This window comes from Cupriavidus sp. TMH.W2, from assembly GCF_050847365.1.
Classification (GTDB): Bacteria; Pseudomonadota; Gammaproteobacteria; order Burkholderiales; family Burkholderiaceae; genus Cupriavidus.
Genome location: NZ_CP193792.1, coordinates 3,099,255 through 3,121,489, shown reverse-complemented (window position 1 = coordinate 3,121,489; position 22,235 = coordinate 3,099,255). Strand labels below are relative to the sequence as shown.

At 65.9% G+C, this 22,235-nt stretch carries 19 protein-coding genes; 13 read left to right on the top strand and 6 right to left on the bottom strand.

What is annotated here, in order from left to right; genetic code table 11:
• Positions 1 to 16 precede the first annotated feature (16 nt).
• The 6 genes from ACREYQ_RS14315 (at position 17) to mtgA (ending at position 6,518) form a co-directional block, all read left to right on the top strand.
• Entirely contained in the window at positions 17 to 631 is a 615-nt protein-coding gene (locus ACREYQ_RS14315; protein ID WP_432258232.1) for a YqiA/YcfP family alpha/beta fold hydrolase, read from the top strand.
• The gene (locus ACREYQ_RS14310) at positions 628 to 1,281 is read left to right on the top strand and encodes a chorismate--pyruvate lyase family protein (RefSeq protein ID WP_432258231.1); all 654 of its coding nucleotides are present in this window, start codon (positions 628 to 630) and stop codon (positions 1,279 to 1,281) included. The genes ACREYQ_RS14315 and ACREYQ_RS14310 overlap by 4 nt, the downstream gene beginning before the upstream one ends.
• A 361-nt stretch (positions 1,282 to 1,642) precedes the next feature.
• Positions 1,643 to 3,745: a ribonuclease catalytic domain-containing protein gene (locus ACREYQ_RS14305; RefSeq protein ID WP_432258230.1), complete on the top strand. Its 2,103-nt coding sequence runs from the start codon at positions 1,643 to 1,645 to the stop codon at positions 3,743 to 3,745.
• Positions 3,746 to 3,922: 177 nt separating this feature from the next.
• Positions 3,923 to 4,855: an energy transducer TonB gene (locus tag ACREYQ_RS14300; protein ID WP_432258229.1), complete on the top strand. Its 933-nt coding sequence runs from the start codon at positions 3,923 to 3,925 to the stop codon at positions 4,853 to 4,855.
• A complete protein-coding gene (gene aroE, locus ACREYQ_RS14295; protein ID WP_432258228.1) occupies positions 4,855 to 5,742 on the top strand; it encodes a shikimate dehydrogenase in 888 nt (295 codons plus the stop codon). Before ACREYQ_RS14300 ends, aroE begins: the two co-directional genes overlap by 1 nt.
• 74 nt (positions 5,743 to 5,816) lie before the next feature.
• Positions 5,817 to 6,518 carry a monofunctional biosynthetic peptidoglycan transglycosylase gene (gene mtgA / locus ACREYQ_RS14290; protein ID WP_432260421.1) on the top strand — a complete coding sequence of 234 codons (702 nt, stop codon included), beginning with the start codon at positions 5,817 to 5,819 and terminating at the stop codon, positions 6,516 to 6,518.
• Between the two features lie 12 nt (positions 6,519 to 6,530).
• Here the strand turns inward: mtgA and corA are convergent, their stop codons facing one another.
• Complete coding sequence (gene corA / locus ACREYQ_RS14285; RefSeq protein WP_078197850.1) at positions 6,531 to 7,493, bottom strand: magnesium/cobalt transporter CorA; 963 nt, start codon at positions 7,491 to 7,493, stop codon at positions 6,531 to 6,533.
• Between the two features lie 579 nt (positions 7,494 to 8,072).
• On the bottom strand, positions 8,073 to 8,972 hold the full coding sequence (locus tag ACREYQ_RS14280) for a DMT family transporter (RefSeq protein WP_432258227.1): 900 nt from the start codon (positions 8,970 to 8,972) through the stop codon (positions 8,073 to 8,075).
• Positions 8,973 to 9,159: 187 nt separating this feature from the next.
• On the opposite strand from ACREYQ_RS14280, the gene pyrF reads away from it, so the two are divergent.
• Positions 9,160 to 9,978, top strand: coding sequence for an orotidine-5'-phosphate decarboxylase (gene pyrF / locus ACREYQ_RS14275; RefSeq protein WP_432258226.1), 819 nt, complete (start codon positions 9,160 to 9,162; stop codon positions 9,976 to 9,978).
• A gap of 178 nt (positions 9,979 to 10,156) precedes the next feature.
• A protein-coding gene (locus ACREYQ_RS14270; protein WP_432258225.1) for an IS3 family transposase occupies positions 10,157 to 11,679 on the top strand; the annotation gives its coding sequence in 2 pieces (ribosomal slippage) (positions 10,157 to 10,643 and positions 10,643 to 11,679; 1,524 coding nt in all).
• Between the two features lie 908 nt (positions 11,680 to 12,587).
• Here ACREYQ_RS14270 and ACREYQ_RS14265 read toward each other — a convergent pair.
• The 4 genes from ACREYQ_RS14265 to thiL form a co-directional block, all read right to left on the bottom strand.
• Complete coding sequence (locus ACREYQ_RS14265) at positions 12,588 to 13,613, bottom strand: IS110 family transposase (RefSeq protein WP_432257737.1); 1,026 nt, start codon at positions 13,611 to 13,613, stop codon at positions 12,588 to 12,590.
• A gap of 315 nt (positions 13,614 to 13,928) precedes the next feature.
• Positions 13,929 to 14,426: a CinA family protein gene (locus tag ACREYQ_RS14260; RefSeq protein WP_432258224.1), complete on the bottom strand. Its 498-nt coding sequence runs from the start codon at positions 14,424 to 14,426 to the stop codon at positions 13,929 to 13,931.
• A 65-nt stretch (positions 14,427 to 14,491) separates the two neighbouring features.
• A complete protein-coding gene (locus tag ACREYQ_RS14255; protein WP_432258223.1) occupies positions 14,492 to 15,058 on the bottom strand; it encodes a phosphatidylglycerophosphatase A family protein in 567 nt (188 codons plus the stop codon).
• 125 nt (positions 15,059 to 15,183) lie between these two features.
• The gene (thiL, locus tag ACREYQ_RS14250; protein ID WP_432258222.1) at positions 15,184 to 16,164 is read right to left on the bottom strand and encodes a thiamine-phosphate kinase; all 981 of its coding nucleotides are present in this window, start codon (positions 16,162 to 16,164) and stop codon (positions 15,184 to 15,186) included.
• A 397-nt stretch (positions 16,165 to 16,561) separates the two neighbouring features.
• On the opposite strand from thiL, the gene ACREYQ_RS14245 reads away from it, so the two are divergent.
• The 5 genes from ACREYQ_RS14245 (at position 16,562) to gmtX (ending at position 22,224) form a co-directional block, all read left to right on the top strand.
• Complete coding sequence (locus ACREYQ_RS14245) at positions 16,562 to 18,886, top strand: NADP-dependent malic enzyme (protein ID WP_432258221.1); 2,325 nt, start codon at positions 16,562 to 16,564, stop codon at positions 18,884 to 18,886.
• A gap of 377 nt (positions 18,887 to 19,263) precedes the next feature.
• Entirely contained in the window at positions 19,264 to 19,635 is a 372-nt protein-coding gene (locus ACREYQ_RS14240) for a ribonuclease domain-containing protein (protein WP_432258220.1), read from the top strand.
• On the top strand, positions 19,632 to 20,249 hold the full coding sequence (locus tag ACREYQ_RS14235; RefSeq protein ID WP_018006331.1) for a barstar family protein: 618 nt from the start codon (positions 19,632 to 19,634) through the stop codon (positions 20,247 to 20,249). Before ACREYQ_RS14240 ends, ACREYQ_RS14235 begins: the two co-directional genes overlap by 4 nt.
• A gap of 356 nt (positions 20,250 to 20,605) precedes the next feature.
• Entirely contained in the window at positions 20,606 to 21,568 is a 963-nt protein-coding gene (locus ACREYQ_RS14230; RefSeq protein ID WP_432258219.1) for a hypothetical protein, read from the top strand.
• On the top strand, positions 21,565 to 22,224 hold the full coding sequence (gmtX, locus tag ACREYQ_RS14225; RefSeq protein WP_432258218.1) for a gamma-mobile-trio protein GmtX: 660 nt from the start codon (positions 21,565 to 21,567) through the stop codon (positions 22,222 to 22,224). The genes ACREYQ_RS14230 and gmtX overlap by 4 nt, the downstream gene beginning before the upstream one ends.
• The last annotated feature ends 11 nt before the right edge of the window (positions 22,225 to 22,235 follow it).

The window sequence follows — 22,235 nt, the reverse complement described above, 5'->3', positions numbered from 1 at the left end:
CGGCGGACGCACGACCATGCTGCTGTATCTGCACGGATTCCGCTCCTCGCCCCAGTCGTTCAAGGCCCGGCTGGTGCAGGAGCGCATGCGCGAGTGGGGCGTGGGCCGCTACTACGCCTGCCCCACGCTCAATGTCTCGCCGGAACTGGCCATCGCCCAGGCGCAAGCGGCGATCCGCGCCGCACGGGCCGGCGGCGACCCGGACATCGCCATCGTCGGCTCGTCGCTGGGGGGCTTCTATGCCCGCTGGCTGGGGGAACAGCATGGCTGCAAGACCGTGCTGCTCAATCCGGCCATCCACCCCTGGACCGACCTGGAAACGTATCTGGGCGAACAGCCGCTGTGGCATGGCGGCGGCTCGGTCACGGTCGAGCGCCGCCACCTGCAAGAGCTGCTGGACCTGCGCGTGGACACCATCACCGACCCCGAGCGCTATTACCTGATCGCCGCCACCGGCGACGAGGTGCTGGACTACCGCGAAATGGTGGCGGCCTGCCCGGGTGCGAAAATCCGCGTGATCGAGGGCAGCGACCATGGCATCAGCGAGTTCGCCGACTACGTCGACGATGTGCTTGCCTTCTGCGGCTATGGTCCCGGCGGCAAGGTGCCGGCCGGCGCCGGCGCGGCATGAGCGCGCAGTCCGCGCGCCGCTGCGGCTGGAGTGCGCACCTGGCCTTTGATGCGGCCATCCCGCCCAACCTGCGGCGCTGGGTGACCGGCGATGACGGCTCGCTCACCGCGCGCCTGGTGGCCGCGTCGGAGCGCTTTTGCGTGGCGCGGCTGCTGCAGCGCCCGCAGCGCCCGCTGGCCGATGAATGGCAGGTGCTGGGCCAGCCAGAGCGCACCCCCGCGCTGACGCGCGAGGTGCTGCTGATCTGCGACGATATTCCCGCCATCTTTGCCCATACCGTCGTGCGCCAGCGCCACGCGCGGCGCGACTGGCCGTTCCTGCGCGGACTGGGCGAGCGTCCGCTGGGCGGGCGGCTCTTTGTCGATCCGGCGGTGGAGCGCGAGCCGTTCCAGTTTGCGCGGCTGCTGCCGCACCATCCGCTGCGCCAGGCACTGCAGCGCGTGCTGCCGGCCATGGCGCCACTGCCCATGCTGCCGGCGCGGCGCTCGGTGTTCCGGCGCGGCGGCGGTGTCATGCTCGTGACAGAAGTGTTCCTGCCGGACCTGCTGTCGCGGCCATCCCCGGGGACTGAGGCGATTCCGCATCCCAAATATATGCGGACCACAGACCGAAGCCCCGTTTCGACACTCGCTGCCGAAGCCAGGAAATAGACCACGAGATGAAACAGCAGGGTCTCGTTGCCACGCCAGCTTTATCAGCCGCGTGGCGATCGAGGCCAGCGGCGCTATCTCGCGCAGCGTCTGCGGCGCCACTGCGGGCTGGCATGCGTCTCCCCGGTCCGGCCCCTGGGGGCGCCGGACCGGGGTGCGGTATCATTCCGGATCTCAGGCCGTATCCATGCGGCGCGGTCCGCGGTCAGCGATTGGCTGCCCGCGCCCCCGCAGTCGTTTCCGTTCGCACGCGTTACTGCGCGTTTGCGCCCGGTTGCACCATTTTTCCCACAGGATCCGCTCCAGCGCTGCCCCCAGGGCGGCCCGACGCGGGTCCGCGCATATCTGAAAGTACCGATCGATGCAGTTGCTGTTCGAAGAAGGCGGCGAAATCCGCGCCGGCACCGTGCTGAACCAGCAGGGCGAGGCTTACCAGGTGGAACTGCCGGCGGGCAAGCGCACCAAGGTCAAGTCGCGCGACGTGCTGCTGCAGTTCGCGCAGCCCTCGGCGATCGAGCTGGTGCGCCAGACCGGCGACATGGTGGCCGAGATCGACCTGGACTTCCTGTGGGAATGCGCGCCCGAGGCGGAATTCGGCTTTGCCGAGCTGGCCGCCGAATACTACGGCGCCGAACCCGGCGCGCTGCAGCAGGCGGCGCTGGCGATGGCGCTGCACGGCAACCCGGTGTACTTCCGCCGCAAGGGGCGCGGCCGCTACCAGCGCGCGCCCGAAGACCAGCTCAAGGCGGCGCTGGCCGCGCTCGAGCGCAAGCGCCAGCAGGCGCTGGTGCAGGCCGAATATGAAGAACAGCTCAAGGCGCTGACGCTGCCCGAGACCTTCCGCAACAAGGTGCTGCAGCTGCTGTTCAAGCCGGACAAGAACAGCCTGGAATTCAAGGCCATGGACGCCGCCTGCACCGCGCTGGGCATGAGCCCGATGCGGCTGATGGTGGCCGCCGGCGGCGTGGCCAGTGCGCGCGCGCTGCATGAAGCCAAGTTCCTGGCCGAGTGCTTCCCCAAGGGCACGGGCTTCCCCGACAACGACGTGCCCGAGCCGTCCACCGACCTGCCGGTGGCCGACGTGGAGGCGTTCTCGATCGACGACGTCACCACCACCGAGATCGACGACGCGCTGTCCGTGACCCGGCTGCCCGACGGCAAGCTGCGCATCGGCATCCATATCGCCGCGCCCGCGCTGGGCATCCGCCGCGGCGAGCCGCTCGACGCCGTCGCGCGCCAGCGCCTGTCCACGGTCTACTTCCCCGGCGACAAGATCACCATGCTGCCCGACGCTGTGGTGGAGCGCTACACGCTGCAGGAAGGGCGCCAGTGCCCGGCGCTGTCGCTGTATGTGACGGTGGATCCGACCGTGTGGCTGATCACCGGCAGCGAGACCCGCGCCGAGATAGTGCCGATCGCCGCCAACCTGCGCCACAACCTGCTGGACGATGTGATCACCGAGGCTTCGCTTGCCGAAGGCACCGGCGACTACCCGTTCCGCGACGCGCTGACGCAGCTCTGGCACTTCGCCGGCTATCTGTACGACGAGCGCCAGAAGGCGCGCCTGGCCAGCGGCCTGCGCCCCGAAACGCACAACCGCGCGGACTTCAATTTCTACCTGGACGACCAGGCCGACGGCAGCCAGCGCGTGCGCATCGAACAGCGCAAGCGTGGTTCGCCGCTGGACAAGATCGTGGCCGAGATGATGATCCTGGCCAACAGCACCTGGGGCAAGCTGCTGGCCGACAACGGCGTGCCGGGCATCTACCGCACGCAGAAGGCGTGGGGCATGCACCGCACCCGCATGCAGACCTACCCGGCGCCGCATGAGGGCCTGGGCGTGGCGCAGTACGCGTGGAGCACCTCGCCGCTGCGCCGCTATGTCGACCTGGTCAACCAGTGGCAGATCCTGGCGGTGGCCCAGCATGGCGTGACCGCCAAGCTGGTGGCGCCGTTCAAGCCCAAGGACGCCGACCTGCTGGCCGCGGTGGCAGACTTTGAAGGCACCTACGCCGCCTATGCCGATCACCAGTCGACCATGGAGCGCTACTGGTGCCTGCGCTGGCTCAAGCAGGAAAACCGCGAGCGCATGGTGGCCTCGGTGCTCAAGGAAGGCGCGGTGCGCTTTACCGAGATCCCGCTGGTCACGCGCGTGCCCGAGCTGATGCAGGCGCAGCGCGGCACCCAGGTGCTGCTGGAGATCGGCGAGACCGACGAGATCACGCTGGAAGTGTCCTGCCGGGTGCTGGAAATCTTTGCCGGTGAAGGCGAGGTGCCCGAGGAAGAGCTGGAAAGCGACGAGGAAGCCGCAGAGTTGTCCGCTGAAGCCGCTGCCGAGGCGGCGGCGGAGGATGCCGCCGAGCAGGCCGCGGGCGTGTCGGACGAGGCCCCGGCCGAGTCCGGCGACGACGGCGCCGGCGAGGCGTCGGGCGAGCGCGACACCGGCGCGCCGGCGGCCGGCTGAAACCTTCGGAAATCGGCGGGGCTCACTTACAATGCCTACCGTCATTCCCGCGCAGGCGGGAATCCAGCGTCTTTTTAAGTCACTGGGTTCCCGCCTGCGCGGGAACGACAATCGACCGACTGCGGCACCGTCATGCCCGCATCCCGGCAGCCCCTCCAGAGCCATCTTCCAGCCATCGTGAACGCCACTCTCGCCGCTCCCCGCCACTGGTGGCATGCCAGGTGGCACAACAGCAGTACGCTCGCCAGGGCGCTGGCCGTTTCCGTGGCCGTGCACGCGGTGCTGCTGATGGTGCGGGTGGCCGCGCCCGAGGTGTTCGAGATCAAGCGCACCGATGCCGCGCTGGACGTGGTGCTGGTCAATGCCAAGTCGGCGCAGAAGCCGCGCAACCCGACCGCGCTGGCGCAAGCCAACCTGGACGGCGGCGGCGACCATGACCTGCAGCGCGCCACCACGCCGCTGCCCGCGCAGACCCTGACGCAGGAGGGCGACCTGGTGCGCCAGGTGCAGCGCCGCGTCGAGCAGCTGGAACAGGAACAGCAACGCCTGCTGACCCAGTCGCGCGAGGCCGCGCCGGCGGTGCGCAACCAGCCGCTCAAGCCCGGCGAGAAGCGCCAGGACACCCCGCAGCGCGGCCAGGACGAGCGCACCTCGACCGACGAGATGGCCAGGCTCGAGGCCGAGATCGGCCGCAACCTGGAGCACTACGCCAAGCGGCCCAAGCGCTTCCAGCTGACCGCCACCAGTGCGCAGGCCGTCGACTACGCGCAGTACTACGACCGCCTGCGCCGCAAGATCGAGGCGCGCGGCACCACCGACTTCCCGCAACGCAACGGCAAGCCGCTCTACGGCCAGCTGATCCTGGTGATCAACGTCAACCGGCTGGGCAAGCTCGGCTACAACCGCGACGGCTACAACGTCGACGCCATCGACGTGGTCAAGAGCTCGGGCGATCCCGCGCTGGACCGCCAGGCGGTGGCGATCGTGCGCGCGGCCGCGCCGTTCGGCGCCTTTACCGCCGAGATGACGTCGCGCCAGGACATCCTCGAAGTCATTTCCACTTTCAAGTTTTCGCGCAGCGGGCTGGAAACCCGCTTGCAGGCACGCTGATGACATCCACTGAATCTTCCCAAGCCAGCTCCGACCGCTATGTGGTGATCGGCAACCCGGTCGCGCACAGCCGCTCGCCGGCGATCCACGCCGCCTTTGCGCGCCAGACCGGCGAGGCCGTGCAGTACGAGCGCCTGGAGGCGCCGCTGGACGGGTTTGCCGACACCGTGCGCAAGTTCTTTGCCGACGGCGGCTATGGCTGCAACGTGACGGTGCCGTTCAAGCTGGAGGCCTACGACCTGGCCGACCGCCTGACCGAGCGCGCCGAGGCCGCCGGCGCGGTCAACACGCTGTGGATCGAAGAGGGCCTGATCCATGGCGACAACACCGACGGCATCGGCCTGGTGCGCGATATCCAGGACCACCTCGACACGCTGATCGAAGGCAAGCGCGTGCTGCTGCTGGGCGCCGGCGGCGCCGCCATGGGCGCGATGCTGCCGCTGATCGAGTGCCGGCCGTCGCGCATCGTGGTGGCCAACCGCACCGCATCGCGCGCCAGCGACATGCTGGAAGAATTTGTCGAAGCCGCCGACCAGTACGGCGTTGAACTGTGGGGCGGCGGGCTCGATGCCCTCGACGGGCTGTCCGAGGACGAAGCCGTCGACGTGGTCATCAATGCCTCGTCCAGCAGCCTGCACGGCGAAGTGCCGCCGGTGCCCGAGTTCCTGCTGGGCGATGGCGTGCTGGCCTACGACATGATGTACGGCGCCGAGCCCACCGTGTTCCTGCAGTTCGCCGCGCGCTGCGGCGCGCGCGTGAGCGACGGCCTGGGCATGCTGGTCGAACAGGCCGCCGAGGCCTTCTATATCTGGCGTGGCGTGCGGCCCCGCACCGCGCCTGTGCTGGCCGAGCTGCGCGCCGCGCTGCAGGCCGAACGCAAGGGTTGACCGGGGCGCCGCCAGCCGTGGCCAACCGCAATCGCCCGGCCGGTGCCGCGCCGGCCCGCGCCGTGTTCAACCCGCTGCGCTGGCTGGGCTACCTGCTCGGCTGCGTGGCCGCGGGCGTGGTGGCGATGCAGCTGTACTTCTTCGTGCAGATCGCCTCGTGGCAGTACCTCAACCCGACCACCACCACCTTCATGCGCGCCGAGCGCTGGCGCCTGTGCGGCCTCAAGGCCTGGCACTGCGGCCTCGACCGGCAATGGGTGCCCTACGACCGCATCTCGCGCAATCTGAAACGCGCGGTGATCGCCAGCGAAGACGCCGACTTCGTCAACCACCCCGGCTATGAGCTCGACGCCATGCTCGATGCCTGGGAGCGCAACAAGAAGCGCGGACGCATCGTACGCGGTGGTTCCACCATCACGCAGCAGTTGGCCAAGAACCTGTTCCTCTCGTCCGAGCAGAACTACCTGCGCAAGGGACAGGAGCTGGCCATCACGTGGATGCTGGAGTTCTTGCTGGACAAGCAGCGCATCTACGAGATCTACCTGAACTCAGTGGAGTGGGGCGAAGGCGTGTTCGGCGCGCAGGCCGCGGCGCAGCACTACTTCCGCACCGGCGCCGACAAGCTCAGCGTGGGCCAGTCCGCGCGCCTGGCCGCGGCGCTGCCGGCGCCCAAGTGCTTCGACAAGAAGGAATACTGCGCCAATGTGCGCGTGAACTTCCGCGTCAAGGCGGGCATCATCGCGCGGCGGATGGGGGCAGCCACGCTGCCCGACTGAGCCCCGCGGGGCTCAGCTCAACCACCCCTTCCTGCGGAAATACACCAGCGGGATCGCCGCCGACACCGCCATCAGCGCGATCGCCCACGGATAGCCCGCGACCCAGTCCAGCTCCGGCATGAACTTGAAGTTCATGCCGTAGATGCTGGCGATCAGCGTGGGCGGCATCAGCGCCACCGACACCACCGAGAACAGCTTGATGATCTTGTTCTGGTTGATGTTGATGAAACCGACGGTCGCGTCCATCAGGAAGTTGATCTTGTCGAACAGGAACGCGGTGTGGTTCTCGATCGAGTCGATGTCGCGCAGGATCTGGCGCGCTTCGTCCTGCTGCTCGGCCGACAGCAGCTGGCTGCGCATCAGGAAGGACACCGCGCGGCGCGTGTCCATCACGTTGCGGCGGATGCGGCCGTTCAGGTCTTCCTCGCGGGCGATGGTCTCCAGCACGTCGGCCGCGGCGGCATCGGTCACGTTCTCGGCCAGCACGCGGCGGCTGGCCTCTTCCAGGCGTTCGTAGACTTCCTCGATCGAGTCGGCGGAGTATTCCGCGTCGGTCGCGTACAGGTCCATCAGCACGTCCTTGGCATTGCGCACCGAGCCCGGGCGCATGCGCGCGCGCAGCCGCACCAGCCGGAACACCGGCAGGTCTTCGTCGTGGATGGAGAACAGCACGTCGCGCGTCAGCACAAAGGCCACGCGCACGTTGCGCGACACCTCTTCCTCGTCGAGCAGGAAGTCGGTGCGGATATGGATATTCTCGTCCTCGCCCTCGAAATATCGCGCGGACGCTTCCAGGTCGCCCAGGTCTTCCAGTTCAGGAAGGGCGACGCCATAGGCTTCCTTGATCCAGTTCAGTTCCTCGTCGTCGGGATTGACGACATCGATCCAGATCGGCTTGTGCTGCAGCAGCTCATTGCGCTCGTCGACCTGCTCCTGGGCAAGCCGGCCTTTTTGCAGGACGAACAGGTTGATCATCCCCGGGATTCCTTATTGCTGATTGCGACGAATAACAAAGACAAGCGCGAAGACAAGCGCAGGCGGCTCGCCGCATTCCCAGGTAGTCCGTCATGCCCTGCATGGCCGAGCGGCACGCCGGCAGGCGATCCGCAATGGCCGGGCCACGGGCAAGCGTGATCGCGCTGTACCGCGGCTGCCGGCGCAACGGCGCGGCGGGCGGTACAAGACGATGGCGTTTGCCTGGGTTGGCTGGCTAGCCGGGAGAGGGAAGATCCGCAGCGGTGCGGCGCGCATGGATGGCGCCGCCGGTGGCACGGAAAGACACTCGCCCGCAGTTCTGCTGCGGGCGAGGCCGACGAGGCGCGGAGCCGGGTGCTCCGGGCGGGTCGTCGTTACGCAGCCCGCAGTGACATGGCATTCGCAGAGGTCGCAGTGCTGCTGCGGCAACTCGAACACCCAATGCTACTGCCCACGTAATTTCTCCGGGATTGTGATGGCCGCGAGTGTAGCCCAACGGAGGGTGGCTTGTTAAGTGAAATCTCCGCGCAAGCGGCCGTCTGTTGCCCGCTCACGACCGGGGCGTGCCCACCCCGGGGATCAGCCTGGCACGCCCCGCAGCCGGCGCCACAGCAGCGGCGCCAGCATTACCGACGACAGCGCCAGGAACATCAGCACGATGGCCGCGTAGTCCTGCCAGTGCGGCTGCTCGCCCAGCAGCCACATGCCCGAGAACACCCCGACCACCGGGATGAACATGATCGACAGACTCGACACCACCGGCGGCAGGCTGCGCGCCAGCCCGAACCAGACCAGGTGGCAGAAGGCGAAGACCACCACCGCGTTGTAGGCGATGGCGGCCCATTCGATCGCCGTGGGCATGCGCCAGCCGTTTTCCAGCAGCAGCGTGCCCACCGCCAGGAAGGGCAGCGTCACGGCCAGCATCCAGAAGGTCATTGCGCCGATGGGCACGTCGGTCTGGGTGCGCTTCATCAGCTGCGTGCCGAAGCCCCAGCCGGCCGCGGCCAGCAGCATCAGCAGCGTGCCGGCGGGGCTGCCGGTCAGCGCGGCGAGCTCGCCCGACAGCAGCAGCACGGTGCCGGCCAGCGCGCAGCCGATGCCGATCCAGGCCCAGGCACCGATGCGCTCGCGGAAGAACACCAGCCCCCAGACCACCGCCCAGATCGGCATGGTGTAGCCCAGGATGGCGGCGCGGCCCGAGGACAGCATCTTGACCGCGCAGATCGCGAACAGGTGCCAGATCACCATGTTGGGAATGGCCAGCCGGACCACCGTGCCCCATTCGCGCCGCGGCACGGCCAGCGAATCGCCGCGCAGCCGCAGCGCCAGCCCCAGCGCCACCAGCCCGCCGCCCATGCACAGCAGGCGGAAGCCCAGCGCCGGAAAGTGCGCTACGCCCACCTTCATGATGGGCCAGTTGATGCCCCAGGCGAGGGTGAGCACGACAAGCAGGAAGATACCGCGGCGATCGAGAGACATGACGGGACGCGGCTGTGCGCGATGCCGCGCTTTGTTTTTGAGAGGAAGCGCAAAACGATAGCACGCAGCGGGTAAAATTGCCGAAAGCGACATATGCTGCAGGCATGAGAGGTTTTCACGCCGCTGCGGCCAACCGCGCCGGCCGGTCCAGTGAGGCGCCGGCGCCACCAGGATATTCCGAGTACCCATGACTTTCACCGAGCAGCTTGCTGCCGCCTGGCAGCGCAACGATTCCCTCCTGTGCGTCGGGCTCGATCCTGACCCGCAGAAGCTGCCGCTGTCCCTGACCGGGACGGGCGGCGCCATCTTCTCGTTCTGCCGCGAGATCGTCGACGCCACCGCCGACCTGGTCTGCGCCTTCAAGCCGCAGATCGCCTACTTCCATTCGCAGCGCGCCGAAGACCAGCTCGAGCAGCTGATCCACTACATCCACGACGCCCACCCCGGCATCCCGGTGATCCTGGACGCCAAGCGCGGCGACATCGGCTCGACCGCCGAGCACTACGCGCTGGAAGCCTTCGAGCGCTACCACGCCGACGCGGTCACGGTCAGCCCGTACATGGGCTTCGATTCGATGCAGCCTTACCTGGCCTACCCGGACCGCGGCGTGATCGTGCTGTGCCGCACCTCCAACCCGGGCGGCTCGGACGTGCAGTTCCTGCAGGTCGACGGCAAGCCGCTGTACCAGCTGGTGGCCGAGGCCGCGCGCGAGCGCTGGAACACCACCGGGCAGATGGGGCTGGTGGTCGGCGCGACCTTCCCCAACGAGATCGCGCGGGTGCGCCAGATCGTCGGCGACATGCCGCTGCTGATCCCGGGCATCGGCGCCCAGGGTGGCGATATCGAAGCCACGGTCAAGGCGGGGCGCACCGCGGACGGCACCGGGATGATGATCAATTCGTCACGGGCTATTCTCTATGCCAGCCGGGAGAAGGATTTTGCTACAGCGGCGCGGAATGTTGCGTTGCAGACGCGGGAGACGATTAATCGGTATCGGCATGGGTGAGGGGGGGCTTCTGCTTGTTGGCTTGGTTATGTCGGTCGGGTTCGATGCTGTCGTAGGTTTTACCGCCTGGTTCCGCCCTGCTGGGCGGGTCACTTTTTGTCCGAGCCCTCCATGTCAGGATAGTTGTCGCCTCGCCGCCTTTCGATGAAGGACAATGGAGGGCGGTAACGGTTGGAAGATGAAGCGTTATCCGGCGGAGTACAAGGAATGGGTGGTTGAGCAGATGATGCCGCCCTTGAATCGGTCGGTTGTGGAGTTGGCCAAGGAGACGGGTGTCACGACGGTGAGCCTGCGTACGTGGCGCAACGAAGCCCGAGAGCAAGGACAGGTTGTGCCAGGCAACGGCAAGCAGAGTGACAAGTGGTCAAGTGCGGACAAGTTCCGGGTGGTGCTGGAGACAGCGCCCCTGAGCGAGGCGGAGCTGTCCGAATACTGCCGCAGGAAGGGCATTCAGCCGGAACAGATCCGGCAGTGGCGCGCCGCCTGTGAGCAGGCTAACGCGAAGACGCTGGCCAAGCCCGGCCTGGCGCAGCGCCGCGAGGAAGAGACTGCCCAGAAACGGATCCGCGATCTGGAGCGCGAACTCAAGCGCAAGAATGCGGCGCTGGCGGAGACAGCGGCGCTGCTGGTGCTGCGAAAAAAAGCCGAGGCGATCTGGGGAAGGGACGAGGAGGACTGATCAACGTCTCGGATCGCCGCGAAGCCATCATGTTGATCGATGAAGCGGTAAAGAGCGGTGCGCGTCAAGCCAGCGCCTGCAGGGAGTTGGGCCTGAACGAGCGCACCTTGCAGCGCTGGCGTCATGTGCCTGCGGATGGCCGCCCGGGCGCGCAGCGCCCAGTGCCGGCCAATAAGCTCAGCGAGGCGGAGCGGCAGGCCGTGCTGGCCGCGGCCAACCAGCGCGGCTACGAGAGCCTGACGCCGCACCAGATCGTGCCGAAGCTGGCCGACGAAGGCCGCTATGTGGCCTCGGAGTCGACGTTCTACCGCGTGCTCAAGGCCGAAGGCCAGGCGCGCCGGCGCGGGCGCAGCCACAATGCCAAGTCCTCGCGCCCGCTGACTACACACCGCGCCGACGGACCGAACCAGGTGTGGTGCTGGGACATCACGTGGATGCCCACGACGGTGAAAGGTCGCTTCTTTTACTGGTACATGATGCAGGACATCTACAGCCGCAAGCTGGTAGTCAACGAGGTGCACGAGAGCGAATCGGCTGAACATGCCAGCCAACTGCTGTCGCTAGGCTGCCTGCGCGAGCAGACCGCCGGGCGGCCGCTGGTGCTGCATTCGGACAATGGCAGCGTCATGAAAGGAGGGACGATGCTGGCGACGATGGGTTACCTGGGCGTGCAGCCCTCATACAGTCGCCCGCGCGTGAGCAATGACAACGCTTACGCAGAAGCGCTGTTCCGCACAGCCAAGTATTGCCCGCTGTGGCCGGATCGGCCATTCGATACGCTGCAGCAAGCGCGCGATTGGGTCCATCGGTTCGTGCACTGGTACAACGAGGAGCACCGCCACAGTGGCCTGAAGTACGTCACGCCGAACCAGCGGCACCGCGAGGAAGCGGTGCCCCTGCTGGCGCGACGCACGATGCTGTATCAGGCAGCCCGCACCCGACATCCGCAGCGCTGGTCGCGGGGAATCCGGAATTGGAAGCTGGAGCCAGTGGTCTACCTGAACCCCGAGCGAGCTGAATAGGAACCCAAGGAATACCGGAAAGCTGCATGACGGCGAACGCGACAACTACCTTGACACACACCGGAGCGCCAAAAAGTAACCAAAAAACGCGTCGCCTCAGGCGGCTGGCCACCCATTCCACGGTGTGGGTGGTTCGGGCGGTGGTGATTTCCGTTCGGTGGGGTTGGTGGTTCAACCCTGCTACGCTCCCGGGATGTGCCTTGCGTCCAGGGACTATTGGACGAACCCGACTTTAGGCTGTTGGCAGCCTTCTAACGACGTTATCGGTAGGACGCCTACGGCTGCGCTTCGCGCACTCAGTATCGTAGGTCGGGTGCTCGGGCACGGAGTGCGTCGCTGCGCTCGCACGGCGTTGTCGCGGATGATGCCGGGCCAAAGGAAAAAATCAGGATGTGGCCACTGGTTCTGCCCCCTTAGGGCGTGCGCGCAGCGCAGCCGAAGGCGTCCGACCGACGCCGTATTCAGCAGGCTGCCAATAGCCTAAAGTCGGGTTCGTCCAATAGTCCGTTGATGTGGGCACAGACAGGGTGCGTAGCAGGGTCGAACCACCAACCCCACCGAACGGAAATCACCGCCGCCCGAACCACCCGCACCGAGGAATTGGTGGCCAGCCGCCTGAGGCGACGCGTTTTTTGGTTACTTATATGAACGCGCCCCGGTTTGCAAGGTAAAGCCAACATCAGGCTTGGACAGGATTGGCTGCAGACTTATATCCGGCCTTGCGGTGCAGGCCTGGCCTGCAGGCCCTGATGGATTTCGCCGGGAGTGTCCCTATCTTTTGGCCGTGCTTTGAGCACCAGTAACCAATTGGGCTTGCACTCCCGCGGTCCAACCTGTTTTGCCATCACGTGGACATTACCCTCGCAACCTGTGGACGGGTTCCTTGCTTGCTAGCTCAGGCCTGCCCGCTAGGCAGGCCTGACCGAGACGTAGTCTCGGTCATAGGTGCGGTCGTGGACCAACAGGGCCCAGATGGTACGCACCGTCTTGTTAGCCAGGGCAACAGCCGCGACGTTTTTCGGCCGTCGCTGGGCGAGCATCAGGCTCCAGCCGGGCTGGTTCTTTCTGCGCAGATGACTCAGCACGACCCGAGCGCCGTGAATCAGCAAGGTGCGCAGATAGGGGTCGCCGCGTTTGCTGATGCCGCTCAGCCAGACCTTGCCGCCGGTGCCGGTCTGTTTGGGCACTAGGCCAAGATAAGCCGCCAGTTGGCGCCCGGACTTGAAGGTGTGCGCGTCGCCAATGGTGGCAACCATGGCCGTGGCGGTAAGCATGCCGATGCCGGGAATGGCCAAAATCGTTTTGCAGGCCTGACTTTGCCGACCCCAGGTATCAATGCGTTGATCCAGGCGAGCTATCTCTTGATCGAGCCGTTCGATGCTTTGCAATTGTTCGCGCACGAACTCGAACAGCAAGGGCGGCACGTCCTGTTCGATTTCGTCCATTCGTTGCACGATTTCCTGCAGGCCAATCCGTAGCCCGGGACGGATCCGGATTCCGAACTCAAACAACGTGCCGCGCAATTGGTTGACCAGCATGGTGCGCATCTTCACGCGCAGCTGGCGCATGGCGTGCAGGCTGAGCACGCACTGTTGCGGCTCGGTCTTCGGGGCCACGAACGGCATCCCGGGCTGCTGCGCCGCGGTCCAGATAGCCTTGGCATCGGCCGCATCGGTTTTGTTCGTCTGCACGAACGGTCGCACGTACCTGGCGTGCAGCAGCACTGGCTCATGACCCAAGGCTTGCAGTTGGCGGGCCCACCAGTGCGCGCTGCCACATGCTTCGAGCGCGATACGTCCGGGCTCGCGATTCGCGAGAAACTCCAGCAGCTTGGGCCGGCTGAAGCGGCGGTTGGAACACTTGCCGGAAGGCTCGACCCAATAGAGCTGGAAGACAGTCTTTGCAATATCCAGGCCGTAAGTCGTAGTATTCATCTCGGGTCCCTCCATCCTCGCGTGGTTGGTGACACTCCCACTCTGGCACATCGATGCCGTTTCGTGATGGGGGACCCGCCTATCCTGTCACGTTTCCCCGGATGCACAACTGAACTACCGGCGCCTTTGATCGGAGGGCCGGGGCGCGTTCATTCCATCTTTTGTCGCTCGGCCAAAAAGTGACCCGCCCAGCAGGGCGGAACCAGGCCGTCAATCCTACGACAACATCGAACCCGACCGACATAACCAAGCTAACGAGCAAGAAGCCCCACCGGCTACGCCGGCGAAACAGCCACGCCGGTCAAGCGCGACCCCCTACGCCTCATTCCGAACCAACTCCAACAACCCCCGCATCGCATGCTCTGCCGCCTGCCGCCGAATCTGCCCCCGGTCGCCGCGAAAGCGCTGGGTTTCCGTCAGGGTGGTGATGCGGTTGCTCCAGCCGAAGCAGACCATGCCCACCGGCTTTTCCGGGGTGCCGCCATTGGGGCCGGCCACGCCGGTGACCGACAGCGCCACCTGGGCGCGGCTGTTGAGCAGCGCCCCCTCGGCCATGGCGCGCGCCACTTCCTCGCTGACCGCGCCGTGGTCGCGGATCAGCTTGGCGGGCACGCCCAGCATGGTGGACTTGGCCTCGTTGGAATAGGTGACGAAGCCGCGCTCGAACCAGCCGGATGAGCCCGACACATCGGTAATGGCGGCGGCCACCAGCCCGCCGGTGCAGGATTCGGCGGTGGCGAGCATCAGGGATTTGTCGGCTAGGGCGACGCCGGCCTGGATGGCGAGCTGGTCGAGCAGTCGGCTGACGGACATGATGGATATGGGGTGGTGATTGGGAAATCCGCTTCAAACGGCCGGCATTGCGCGGCGATGGTGGCTCAGAACGAGCGCCACAGCGCGAACACCAGCAGCGTGTAAAACGCCGCGAAGATGTCGTCGAACATCACGCCGAAGCCGCCGCGCAGGCCCGGGCCCTTGAGCGTGCGGTCATAGTGGCCAATCGGTGCCGGCTTGGCGATATCGAACAGCCGGAACCACAGGAAGGCAGCGAACTGCCCCCAGAAGCCGGTCGGCATGACAAAGGCCAGCACCAGCCAGAAGGCGACGATCTCGTCCCAGACCATGCTGCCGTGGTCGTGCACGCCCATGTCGCGGGCGGTGCGGGCGCACGCCCACAGGCCCACCAGGAAGCCGCCGGCGATGATCCACAGCCAGGTGGCGGGTTCGATCCACCGCGAGAGCACCACGTACGACAGCCAGGCGAAGAGGGTGCCGGCCGTGCCCGGCCCGACCGGGGACAGGCCCGAGCCGAAGCCGAAGGCGATCAGGTGCGCCGGGTGGGCCAGCATGAAGCGCGCGCTCGGGTGCGTGACCTTGACGGTCTGGCCGGCTTCCAGGGTCAGGGCGGGGTCGCGCGGCGCGGCCCCGGGAGGGAAGGTGGACATCAAAGTTGGCTCGTGTGATGCAGTGGCTGCTTATGGTTATGGCCGGTTCGCGCTGCAATGCTCGCGGGACTCCCGTGCCCGCGCAGGCGCCGATGCCGGCATCATGACATGCCTGTGACCCGGTGTCAGGGGGCAGCAAAGTGGTCGAAGCTGGTGCCTTCGTAGTGGGTCGGATTGCCGGCACAGTCGACCAGCCGCAGGCCGGGCTCCGGCGTGATCGCCCCGATACGCGTCAGCGGCAGCTCCAGGCGCTCGCTGATCGCGGCAATGGCGTCGCGGTTGCCGGCGGGCGCGGTGAAACACAGTTCGTAGTCGTCGCCCCCGGCCAGCACGCATTCGCGCTGGATGGCGTCCGGCTGGCTGGCCAGCACCGCCGAGCGCGGCAGCGCATCGACGTCGACCAGTGCGCCCACCTGCGAGCGCTCCAGGATATGGCCAAGGTCGCCGACCAGGCCGTCGGAAATGTCAAGTGCGGCATGCGCCACGCCGCGCAGCGCCATGCCCAGGGCCACGCGCGGCGTGGGCGTGTCCATGCGGGGCCGGACCTGGCTGAACTCGGGTTCCGGCAGCAGCCATTCGCCGCGGCAGTCGCCCAGCGCCAGGCGGGCGTCGCCGAGGGTGCCGGAGATCCAGATGTCGTCGCCGGGGCGGGCGGCGTCGCGGCGCAGCGCGGCGCGTAGCGGCACGTCGCCGAACACCGTCAGCGACAGTGTCAGCGGACCGCGCGTGGTATCGCCGCCGATCAGTTCGCAGCCGTGGGCGTCGGCCAGCGCCAGCATGCCACCGGCAAGTTCGGCCAGCCAGGCGGGCTCGGCCTCGGGCAGCGCCAGCGCCAGCGTGAAGGCGCGCGGCTCGGCGCCCATGGCGGCCAGGTCGGACAGGTTCACGGCCAGCGCCTTGTGGCCGAGCGCGCGCGGCGCCACATCGGGGAAGAAATGCCGGCCGCTGACCAGCATGTCGGTGCTGATGGCCAGGTGGTGGCCGGGGCGGCCTTCGATCAGCGCGCAGTCATCACCCACGCCGAGCGCGGCCTTGCGCACCGGCCGCGTGAAATAGCGGCGGATCAGGTCGAACTCGGAAAGCTGGGCAGGCTGGGCGTGGGGCATCGTGGTAGGAGAGCTGCAGCGGAAGGGCGCGATCGAGATGGCTGCGCGTTGCGGGAAGATGCGTGGCGATTGCAGAACAATCCCGCGGCGTCCGCGCGGCGCATCAGGATGGGGCGCGCCCGGCATTTCAGCAAGATACTGCCGTGCACGACAGCCATGACCGCGCGGCGGTGCGCCGCTTCTGCCGGCAGGCGCTACGCTTGCTGGTGTTGCCCCGGGGGATGGGGCATATTGTACCGAATCGCAAAGGTGCCCCAAGCAAAACGCTTATTGTGAAATAGTATTTCACTATATAAAATGCTGGGTTCCAAAGGAAGAGAAGGGCGGACACGTGGAGCCGGTCCGCCGATCGTCCCCGCCTCGTCAATGACGGCTCCACCGATTGGAAGATGCGCCGATGACCAGCCCTCAGCAGCCCCCGTCCCAAGACGATCTGAAACAGCAGCAGCGTGAGGCGCTGCGCAAAGCGGCGCTCGAGTACCACGAGTTTCCCACCCCCGGCAAGATCTCGGTCACGCCGACCAAGCCGCTGTCGAACCAGCGCGACCTGGCCCTGGCCTATTCGCCGGGCGTGGCTGCCGCTTGTGAAGAGATCGTTTCCGATCCGGCCAATTCCTTCCGCTACACCGCCCGCGGCAACCTGGTCGCGGTGATCACCAATGGCACCGCCGTGCTGGGCCTGGGCGACATTGGCGCCGCGGCTTCCAAGCCGGTGATGGAAGGCAAGGCTGGCCTGTTCAAGAAGTTTGCCGGCATCGACGTGTTCGATATCGAGGTCGACGAGAAGGACCCGGAGAAGCTGGTCCAGATCATCGCCGCGCTCGAGCCCACCTTCGGCGGCATCAACCTGGAAGACATCAAGGCACCGGAGTGTTTCTACGTCGAGCGCAAGCTGCGCGAGAAGATGAAGATCCCGGTCTTCCACGATGACCAGCACGGCACCGCGATCGTGGTGGCCGCGGCCATCATCAATGGCCTGAAGGTGGTCGGCAAGGACATCAAGCAGGTCAAGCTGGTGGCCTCCGGCGCCGGCGCGGCCGCGCTGGCCTGCCTGGACCTGCTGGTCGACATCGGCCTGCCCATCGAAAACATCTGGGTGACCGACCTGGCCGGCGTGGTCTACGAGGGCCGTACCGAGCTGATGGACCCGGAAAAGGCGCGCTTCTGCCAGAAGACCGACAAGCGCAAGCTGGGCGAAGTCATCGACGGCGCCGACATTTTCCTGGGCCTGTCCGCCGCCGGCGTGCTCAAGCAGGACATGGTCCAGCGCATGGCCGACAAGCCGCTGGTGCTGGCCCTGGCCAACCCGAACCCGGAAATCGCGCCGGAGCTGGTCAAGGAAGTGCGCCCGGACGCCGTGATGGCCACCGGCCGTACCGACTACCCCAACCAGGTCAACAACGTCCTGTGTTTTCCGTTCATCTTCCGCGGTGCGCTGGACTGCGGCGCCACCACCATCACGCGTGAGATGGAAATCGCCGCGGCCAATGCCCTGGCCGAGCTGGCACGCCAGGAGCAGAGCGACATTGTCGCCACTGCCTATGGCATCCAGGACCTGTCGTTCGGTCCCGAATACCTGATCCCGAAGCCGTTCGACCCGCGCCTGATCGTCAAGGTGGCCCCGGCCGTGGCCGAAGCCGCGATGAAGTCCGGCGTGGCCGCCCGTCCGATCGAGGACATGGACGCCTACCGCCTGCAGCTGCAGCAATTCGTGTACCACTCGGGCACGGTGATGAAGCCGATCTACGCCGCTGCGCGCAAGGTCGAGATGGAGAAGAAGCGCATCGTCTTCGCCGAGGGCGAGGAAGAGCGCGTGCTGCGCGCGGTGCAGGTGATCGTCGATGAAAAGCTGGCCAACCCCATCCTGATCGGCCGTCCGGCCGTGCTGCAGCACCGCATCGAGCGCTTCGGCCTGCGCCTGCGCGCCGGCGTGGACTTCACCGTGGTCAACCCGGAACACGACGAGCGCTTCCGCGACTATTCCGACGCCTACTACCGCATGATGGCCCGCGAGGGCATCACGCCGCAGTACGCCAAGCTGGAAATGCGCCGCCGTACCACCCTGATCGGCGCCATGCTGGTGAAACGGGGCGAAGCTGACGGCATGATCTGCGGCACCGTCAGCAACACTGCCGCGCACCTGCGCTATATCGACCAGGTGCTGGGCGGGACCAGCAAGGTCTACGCGGCAATGAACGGCCTGGTGCTGCCGGGCCGCCAGATCTTCCTGGTGGACACGCACGTCAACGTCGACCCGACCGCCGACGAGCTGGCCCAGATCACGCTCATGGCAGCGGAAGAGCTGAAGCGCTTCGGCATCGAGCCCAAGGTCGCACTGCTGTCGCATTCGAACTTCGGCTCGTCCGAAGCGCCTTCGGCCCGCAAGATGCGCGAAACCCTCGCCATCCTGCGCGATCGTGCCCCGGAACTGGAGATCGACGGCGAAATGCACGGCGACAGCGCGCTCGACCAGAAGCTGCGCGACCAGCTGGTGCCGGACGGCTCGCTCAAGGGCGAAGCCAACCTGCTGGTGTGCCCGAACATCGATGCGGCCAATATCTCGTACAACCTGCTCAAGGTTGCCGCGGGCAACAACGTCGCGATCGGGCCGATCCTGCTGGGCGTGAAGGCGGCGGTGCATATCCTGACGCCGTCGGCCACGGTGCGCCGCATCGTCAACATGACTGCGCTGGTCGTGGCGGACGCCGCTGCCAAGCGTTAAGCCGCTTGCATGGCCGGCAGACAGGCCAATGTGATGAAAAGCCGGGTTCGCCCGGCTTTTTTTACGCCCGCATGTGCATGGTTAGTATGCGCACACATACGCTTAACATATTGAAACAATTGAAGAAATAGCGGTGCAACCGGGCTGGGATTGATTAATTGCGAGCATGCGCGTAACCTTACGCCTTTGATACAGGCGCTCGCCATGAGCGCCCCGGTGCGGCCGGCATCCATCGCGCTCCTCTACGGGTGGCGCAGGGCGCTGGCCAGGGTGGCCCGGACAGATCGTCTACCCAACCAGCGGCAGGCTCGATTTCCGGTTCAACCAAGACAAGCAACGTGGGTTTCCAAGTTCCTCTGATGCGGCACGCAACGCGCATGCTGGCCCGGTCCATGACCGGCGCGGCGCTGGTGCTGGCCCTGGCGCAGCCGGCGCTGGCACGCCAGGCGCAAACCGAAGAGGTGGGAACCATTGCAGTGCAGCAGTTGCCCAACGATGCACGGCAGACCCTGGAGCGCATCGAAGCCGGCGGCCCGTTCCCGTATGACAAGGACGGATCGAGATTCGGCAACTACGAACGCACCCTGCCGCAACGTGAACGCGGGTACTACCGCGAATACACGGTCAAGAGCGCCAGGAGCCGGAACCGGGGAGCCAGGCGGATCGTCTGCGGCGGGGAGCAACGCGCTGCCAACGATTGTTACTACACGGAAGATCACTACAACAGCTTCAAACGGATACTCAAATGATGACTGACATTTTCGGATTGGGCGACGCCCTTGCCGCCCGCGAAGAGCGCGGCGCCGGAGATGGCTGGCAGCGGGCTCAGCAGCAGGCCCAGAACCTATACGACAACGTGCTGATGATGCCGAGCCAGGAGCTCATGCAAAAACTCCCGCCCGCGACCGCACCCGTGGCCATGCCCGCCGGTCCTGGTTGGAATGACGGCACCAGCGAGGGGGCCATGAACCTGTTCAAGACGGTGCGTCCGAACATCGTCCAGTCGATCCGCGCTTTCCGCGTGCCTGAGCTGGCCCAGGCGGCCGCCGATCTCGGGCAGCATTTCCTCTATGCCAATTGCGCCCATTGCGCGAGCAAGGCGGAGATCCTGGAAACCATCGCCACGTCGTTCACCTTCCCGAAGCATTTCGGCAAGAATTTCGACGCACTGGCCGACTGCCTGACCGACATGATCTACAAGGCCGGCCCGCAGCCGGGCTTTGTGATCGTGCTGGAGGGCCTGCCGATCGCGCAGAAATTCGACAAGGAAGCGCGCGAGGTGCTGCTTGACGTGTTCCGCGACGCCGCCGAGTTCTGGGGCGAGCGCAAGGTGCAGTTCCGGGTGTTCTATTCGTTCGCCTGATCCGTTATAGACATTCGACGTGAAAAAGCCCGCATCTGTTATTCCTCCTAGCTGACATACATATTTGAGGGTCAGAAGGTGGCCTTACCTCAAAACACCCCTTGTCGAAGGGGTGTTTTTTTGTCTCTGCAGACAAGAAGCTATACCGTCTTCAAGCATCGTATGTATAATGCGCGGCTTTTCGATGTACGGTAGCAACAGCTTGCAGCACAGAACATTCGATGTGGTCCTCGCCGTGGACTTTCAGCACAGCCTCAGCTCCTTTGGAGCTTTTGGGACCACGGTGACAAGGGCTCTCCAGTGTTTGTGACTGTCAAGGCCCGCGTCTACACAGACGCTACGGGCGTTGCAACAGCGTGCCCAGCCTCGCCGCCGCCATTCCGCAGCATCCGGCCGCGCGCAACCCGGCGGGCTGGATGCCGATGCACCATGGCTTGTGTCTCGTTGGCGGCAACACCAGCGAGGTCGAGGGTAATGGTGCTGTGGGTGGTTGCTACAACGGAGGGCCGAACATAAGCTCACCCGCCACCCCCAGGTATGCGCCTGTTCCAGGCGGGAGTCGCAACTGCGTGCGCTGCCGCTGGTTCGTGACCGAGCCGCACCACCTGTCCGCTCTGGCCGCCCACTTCAACACGCTCGCCTATCACTTCGATGAGGCGCGCAACGCTTGTCTCATTCGGGAAAACGCGCTGCAGGACCTTAAGAAGCAAAAGGCGGATGCGGAAGACGCGGGGCAGCCTTTCGCACGCTTGGACGCCTACCGGCAGGCTGAGCGGGTGTGGGAGAGTGCCATGAAGCGTTTCAGCGACCTGGCCGAGGACCTAGTAGCCTGCTGGCGCCTCATCGAACGCTGCAAGGTGGCGCTCGAAGCCTCGCAAGGCGATGGCACGCAGTTGGTGGCTGCTGGCACGCTGGGCGACGTGCATATTGCCTTTGAAGAAACGGAGTCAGAATTGCTCCAGCTCGCCGGCGTGTGCGAAAACGTCGAGGTCTACCCCGACCTCGGACCGGGTAAGGCGGTGTTCCGACGCAGCCAGTTGCTCGACGCTGTGCTCTATCGCGACGACCTACCGCCTGTGTTCATGCTGTTGAGCGAACAGGAGCAACTGCTCGCAGGAAACGCCTTCATGCGTCGCCTGTCCCAGCAGATGAACTCGGCGAATCCCGCGCTCGGCCACCGCCAGGTGATTCGCCTTATGGATGCTGGATTGAGCCTCAGCCAGCACTTCGACATAGACCTTTCCTCACTGCTGCCCACGCCGAATCACGCCCGGCAGCCTCTTACCGAGCGCCCGGTCCTCGCGGGAGATGAAGCATGAATGGGAAAACGGACATCCATCCCGACGCGGTCCTGGAGTCGCTCCTCGCCAAGGGAGCACGCTCAAACCGGCGCGCAGGCTTGGCAAAGATGCAAGAGCTTTGCCGCCGGCAGCATGAGAATGGCTGGCGCGACTTCTCGCTGCCCGCCATCGGCCGCCTGGTCGAAGCCGAAGGCATCATGAAGGGCCGCGTGCTCTACAACGCCCAGTCCGCTGACTATCGAACACTCATCGAAGCCTGGGCGGCCTACGCCGGGCCGCCTGCGCCCAAGCCGAAGAAGACGCTAGCGAGCCACCAATACCTGATGCGCATTGAGGACCCGGCCATTCGCTCCATCATGCAGGCCATCATCGCCGAGCGTGACAAACTCAAGGCGCAACTCAACGTCCTGAAGGCCAACACCCAGGTGACCGTGGATCGGCGTCCACTGGGCGCAACCATCGCAGCCGCGCCTGGAACGCAGCCGGTGACTGTGCTCGCCCCGTCCGCGCAACTCACGCCGTCTGAGCGCGAAGCCTTACAGAATGCGGTGTCGGCCGAATATCTCGAAAACCAGGGCCTCCGCGAAGGCAGCCACGGTGAAATCGTCAACGAGCGTGGCCGGACAGTGTTTGAGGTGGGGTTCGCGCGGGCGATTCGAAAAGTGCTTGCGTAGGCGAAGCAAAA

Bases quoted from the DNA above. Each gene is read 5' to 3' on its own strand.
- ACREYQ_RS14240 (WP_432258220.1), top strand. From the start codon at position 19,264: ATGCTGGCCCGGTCCATGACCGGCGCGGCGCTGGTGCTGGCCCTGGCG.
- ACREYQ_RS14280 (WP_432258227.1), bottom strand. From the start codon at position 8,972: ATGTCTCTCGATCGCCGCGGTATCTTCCTGCTTGTCGTGCTCACCCTC.
- ACREYQ_RS14315 (WP_432258232.1), top strand. From the start codon at position 17: ATGCTGCTGTATCTGCACGGATTCCGCTCCTCGCCCCAGTCGTTCAAG.
- aroE (WP_432258228.1), top strand. From the start codon at position 4,855: ATGACATCCACTGAATCTTCCCAAGCCAGCTCCGACCGCTATGTGGTG.
- ACREYQ_RS14305 (WP_432258230.1), top strand. From the start codon at position 1,643: ATGCAGTTGCTGTTCGAAGAAGGCGGCGAAATCCGCGCCGGCACCGTG.
- ACREYQ_RS14255 (WP_432258223.1), bottom strand. From the start codon at position 15,058: ATGTCCACCTTCCCTCCCGGGGCCGCGCCGCGCGACCCCGCCCTGACC.
- ACREYQ_RS14265 (WP_432257737.1), bottom strand. From the start codon at position 13,613: ATGAATACTACGACTTACGGCCTGGATATTGCAAAGACTGTCTTCCAG.
- thiL (WP_432258222.1), bottom strand. From the start codon at position 16,164: ATGCCCCACGCCCAGCCTGCCCAGCTTTCCGAGTTCGACCTGATCCGC.
- gmtX (WP_432258218.1), top strand. From the start codon at position 21,565: ATGAATGGGAAAACGGACATCCATCCCGACGCGGTCCTGGAGTCGCTC.
- pyrF (WP_432258226.1), top strand. From the start codon at position 9,160: ATGACTTTCACCGAGCAGCTTGCTGCCGCCTGGCAGCGCAACGATTCC.
- ACREYQ_RS14310 (WP_432258231.1), top strand. From the start codon at position 628: ATGAGCGCGCAGTCCGCGCGCCGCTGCGGCTGGAGTGCGCACCTGGCC.
- corA (WP_078197850.1), bottom strand. From the start codon at position 7,493: ATGATCAACCTGTTCGTCCTGCAAAAAGGCCGGCTTGCCCAGGAGCAG.
- ACREYQ_RS14260 (WP_432258224.1), bottom strand. From the start codon at position 14,426: ATGTCCGTCAGCCGACTGCTCGACCAGCTCGCCATCCAGGCCGGCGTC.
- ACREYQ_RS14245 (WP_432258221.1), top strand. From the start codon at position 16,562: ATGACCAGCCCTCAGCAGCCCCCGTCCCAAGACGATCTGAAACAGCAG.
- ACREYQ_RS14235 (WP_018006331.1), top strand. From the start codon at position 19,632: ATGATGACTGACATTTTCGGATTGGGCGACGCCCTTGCCGCCCGCGAA.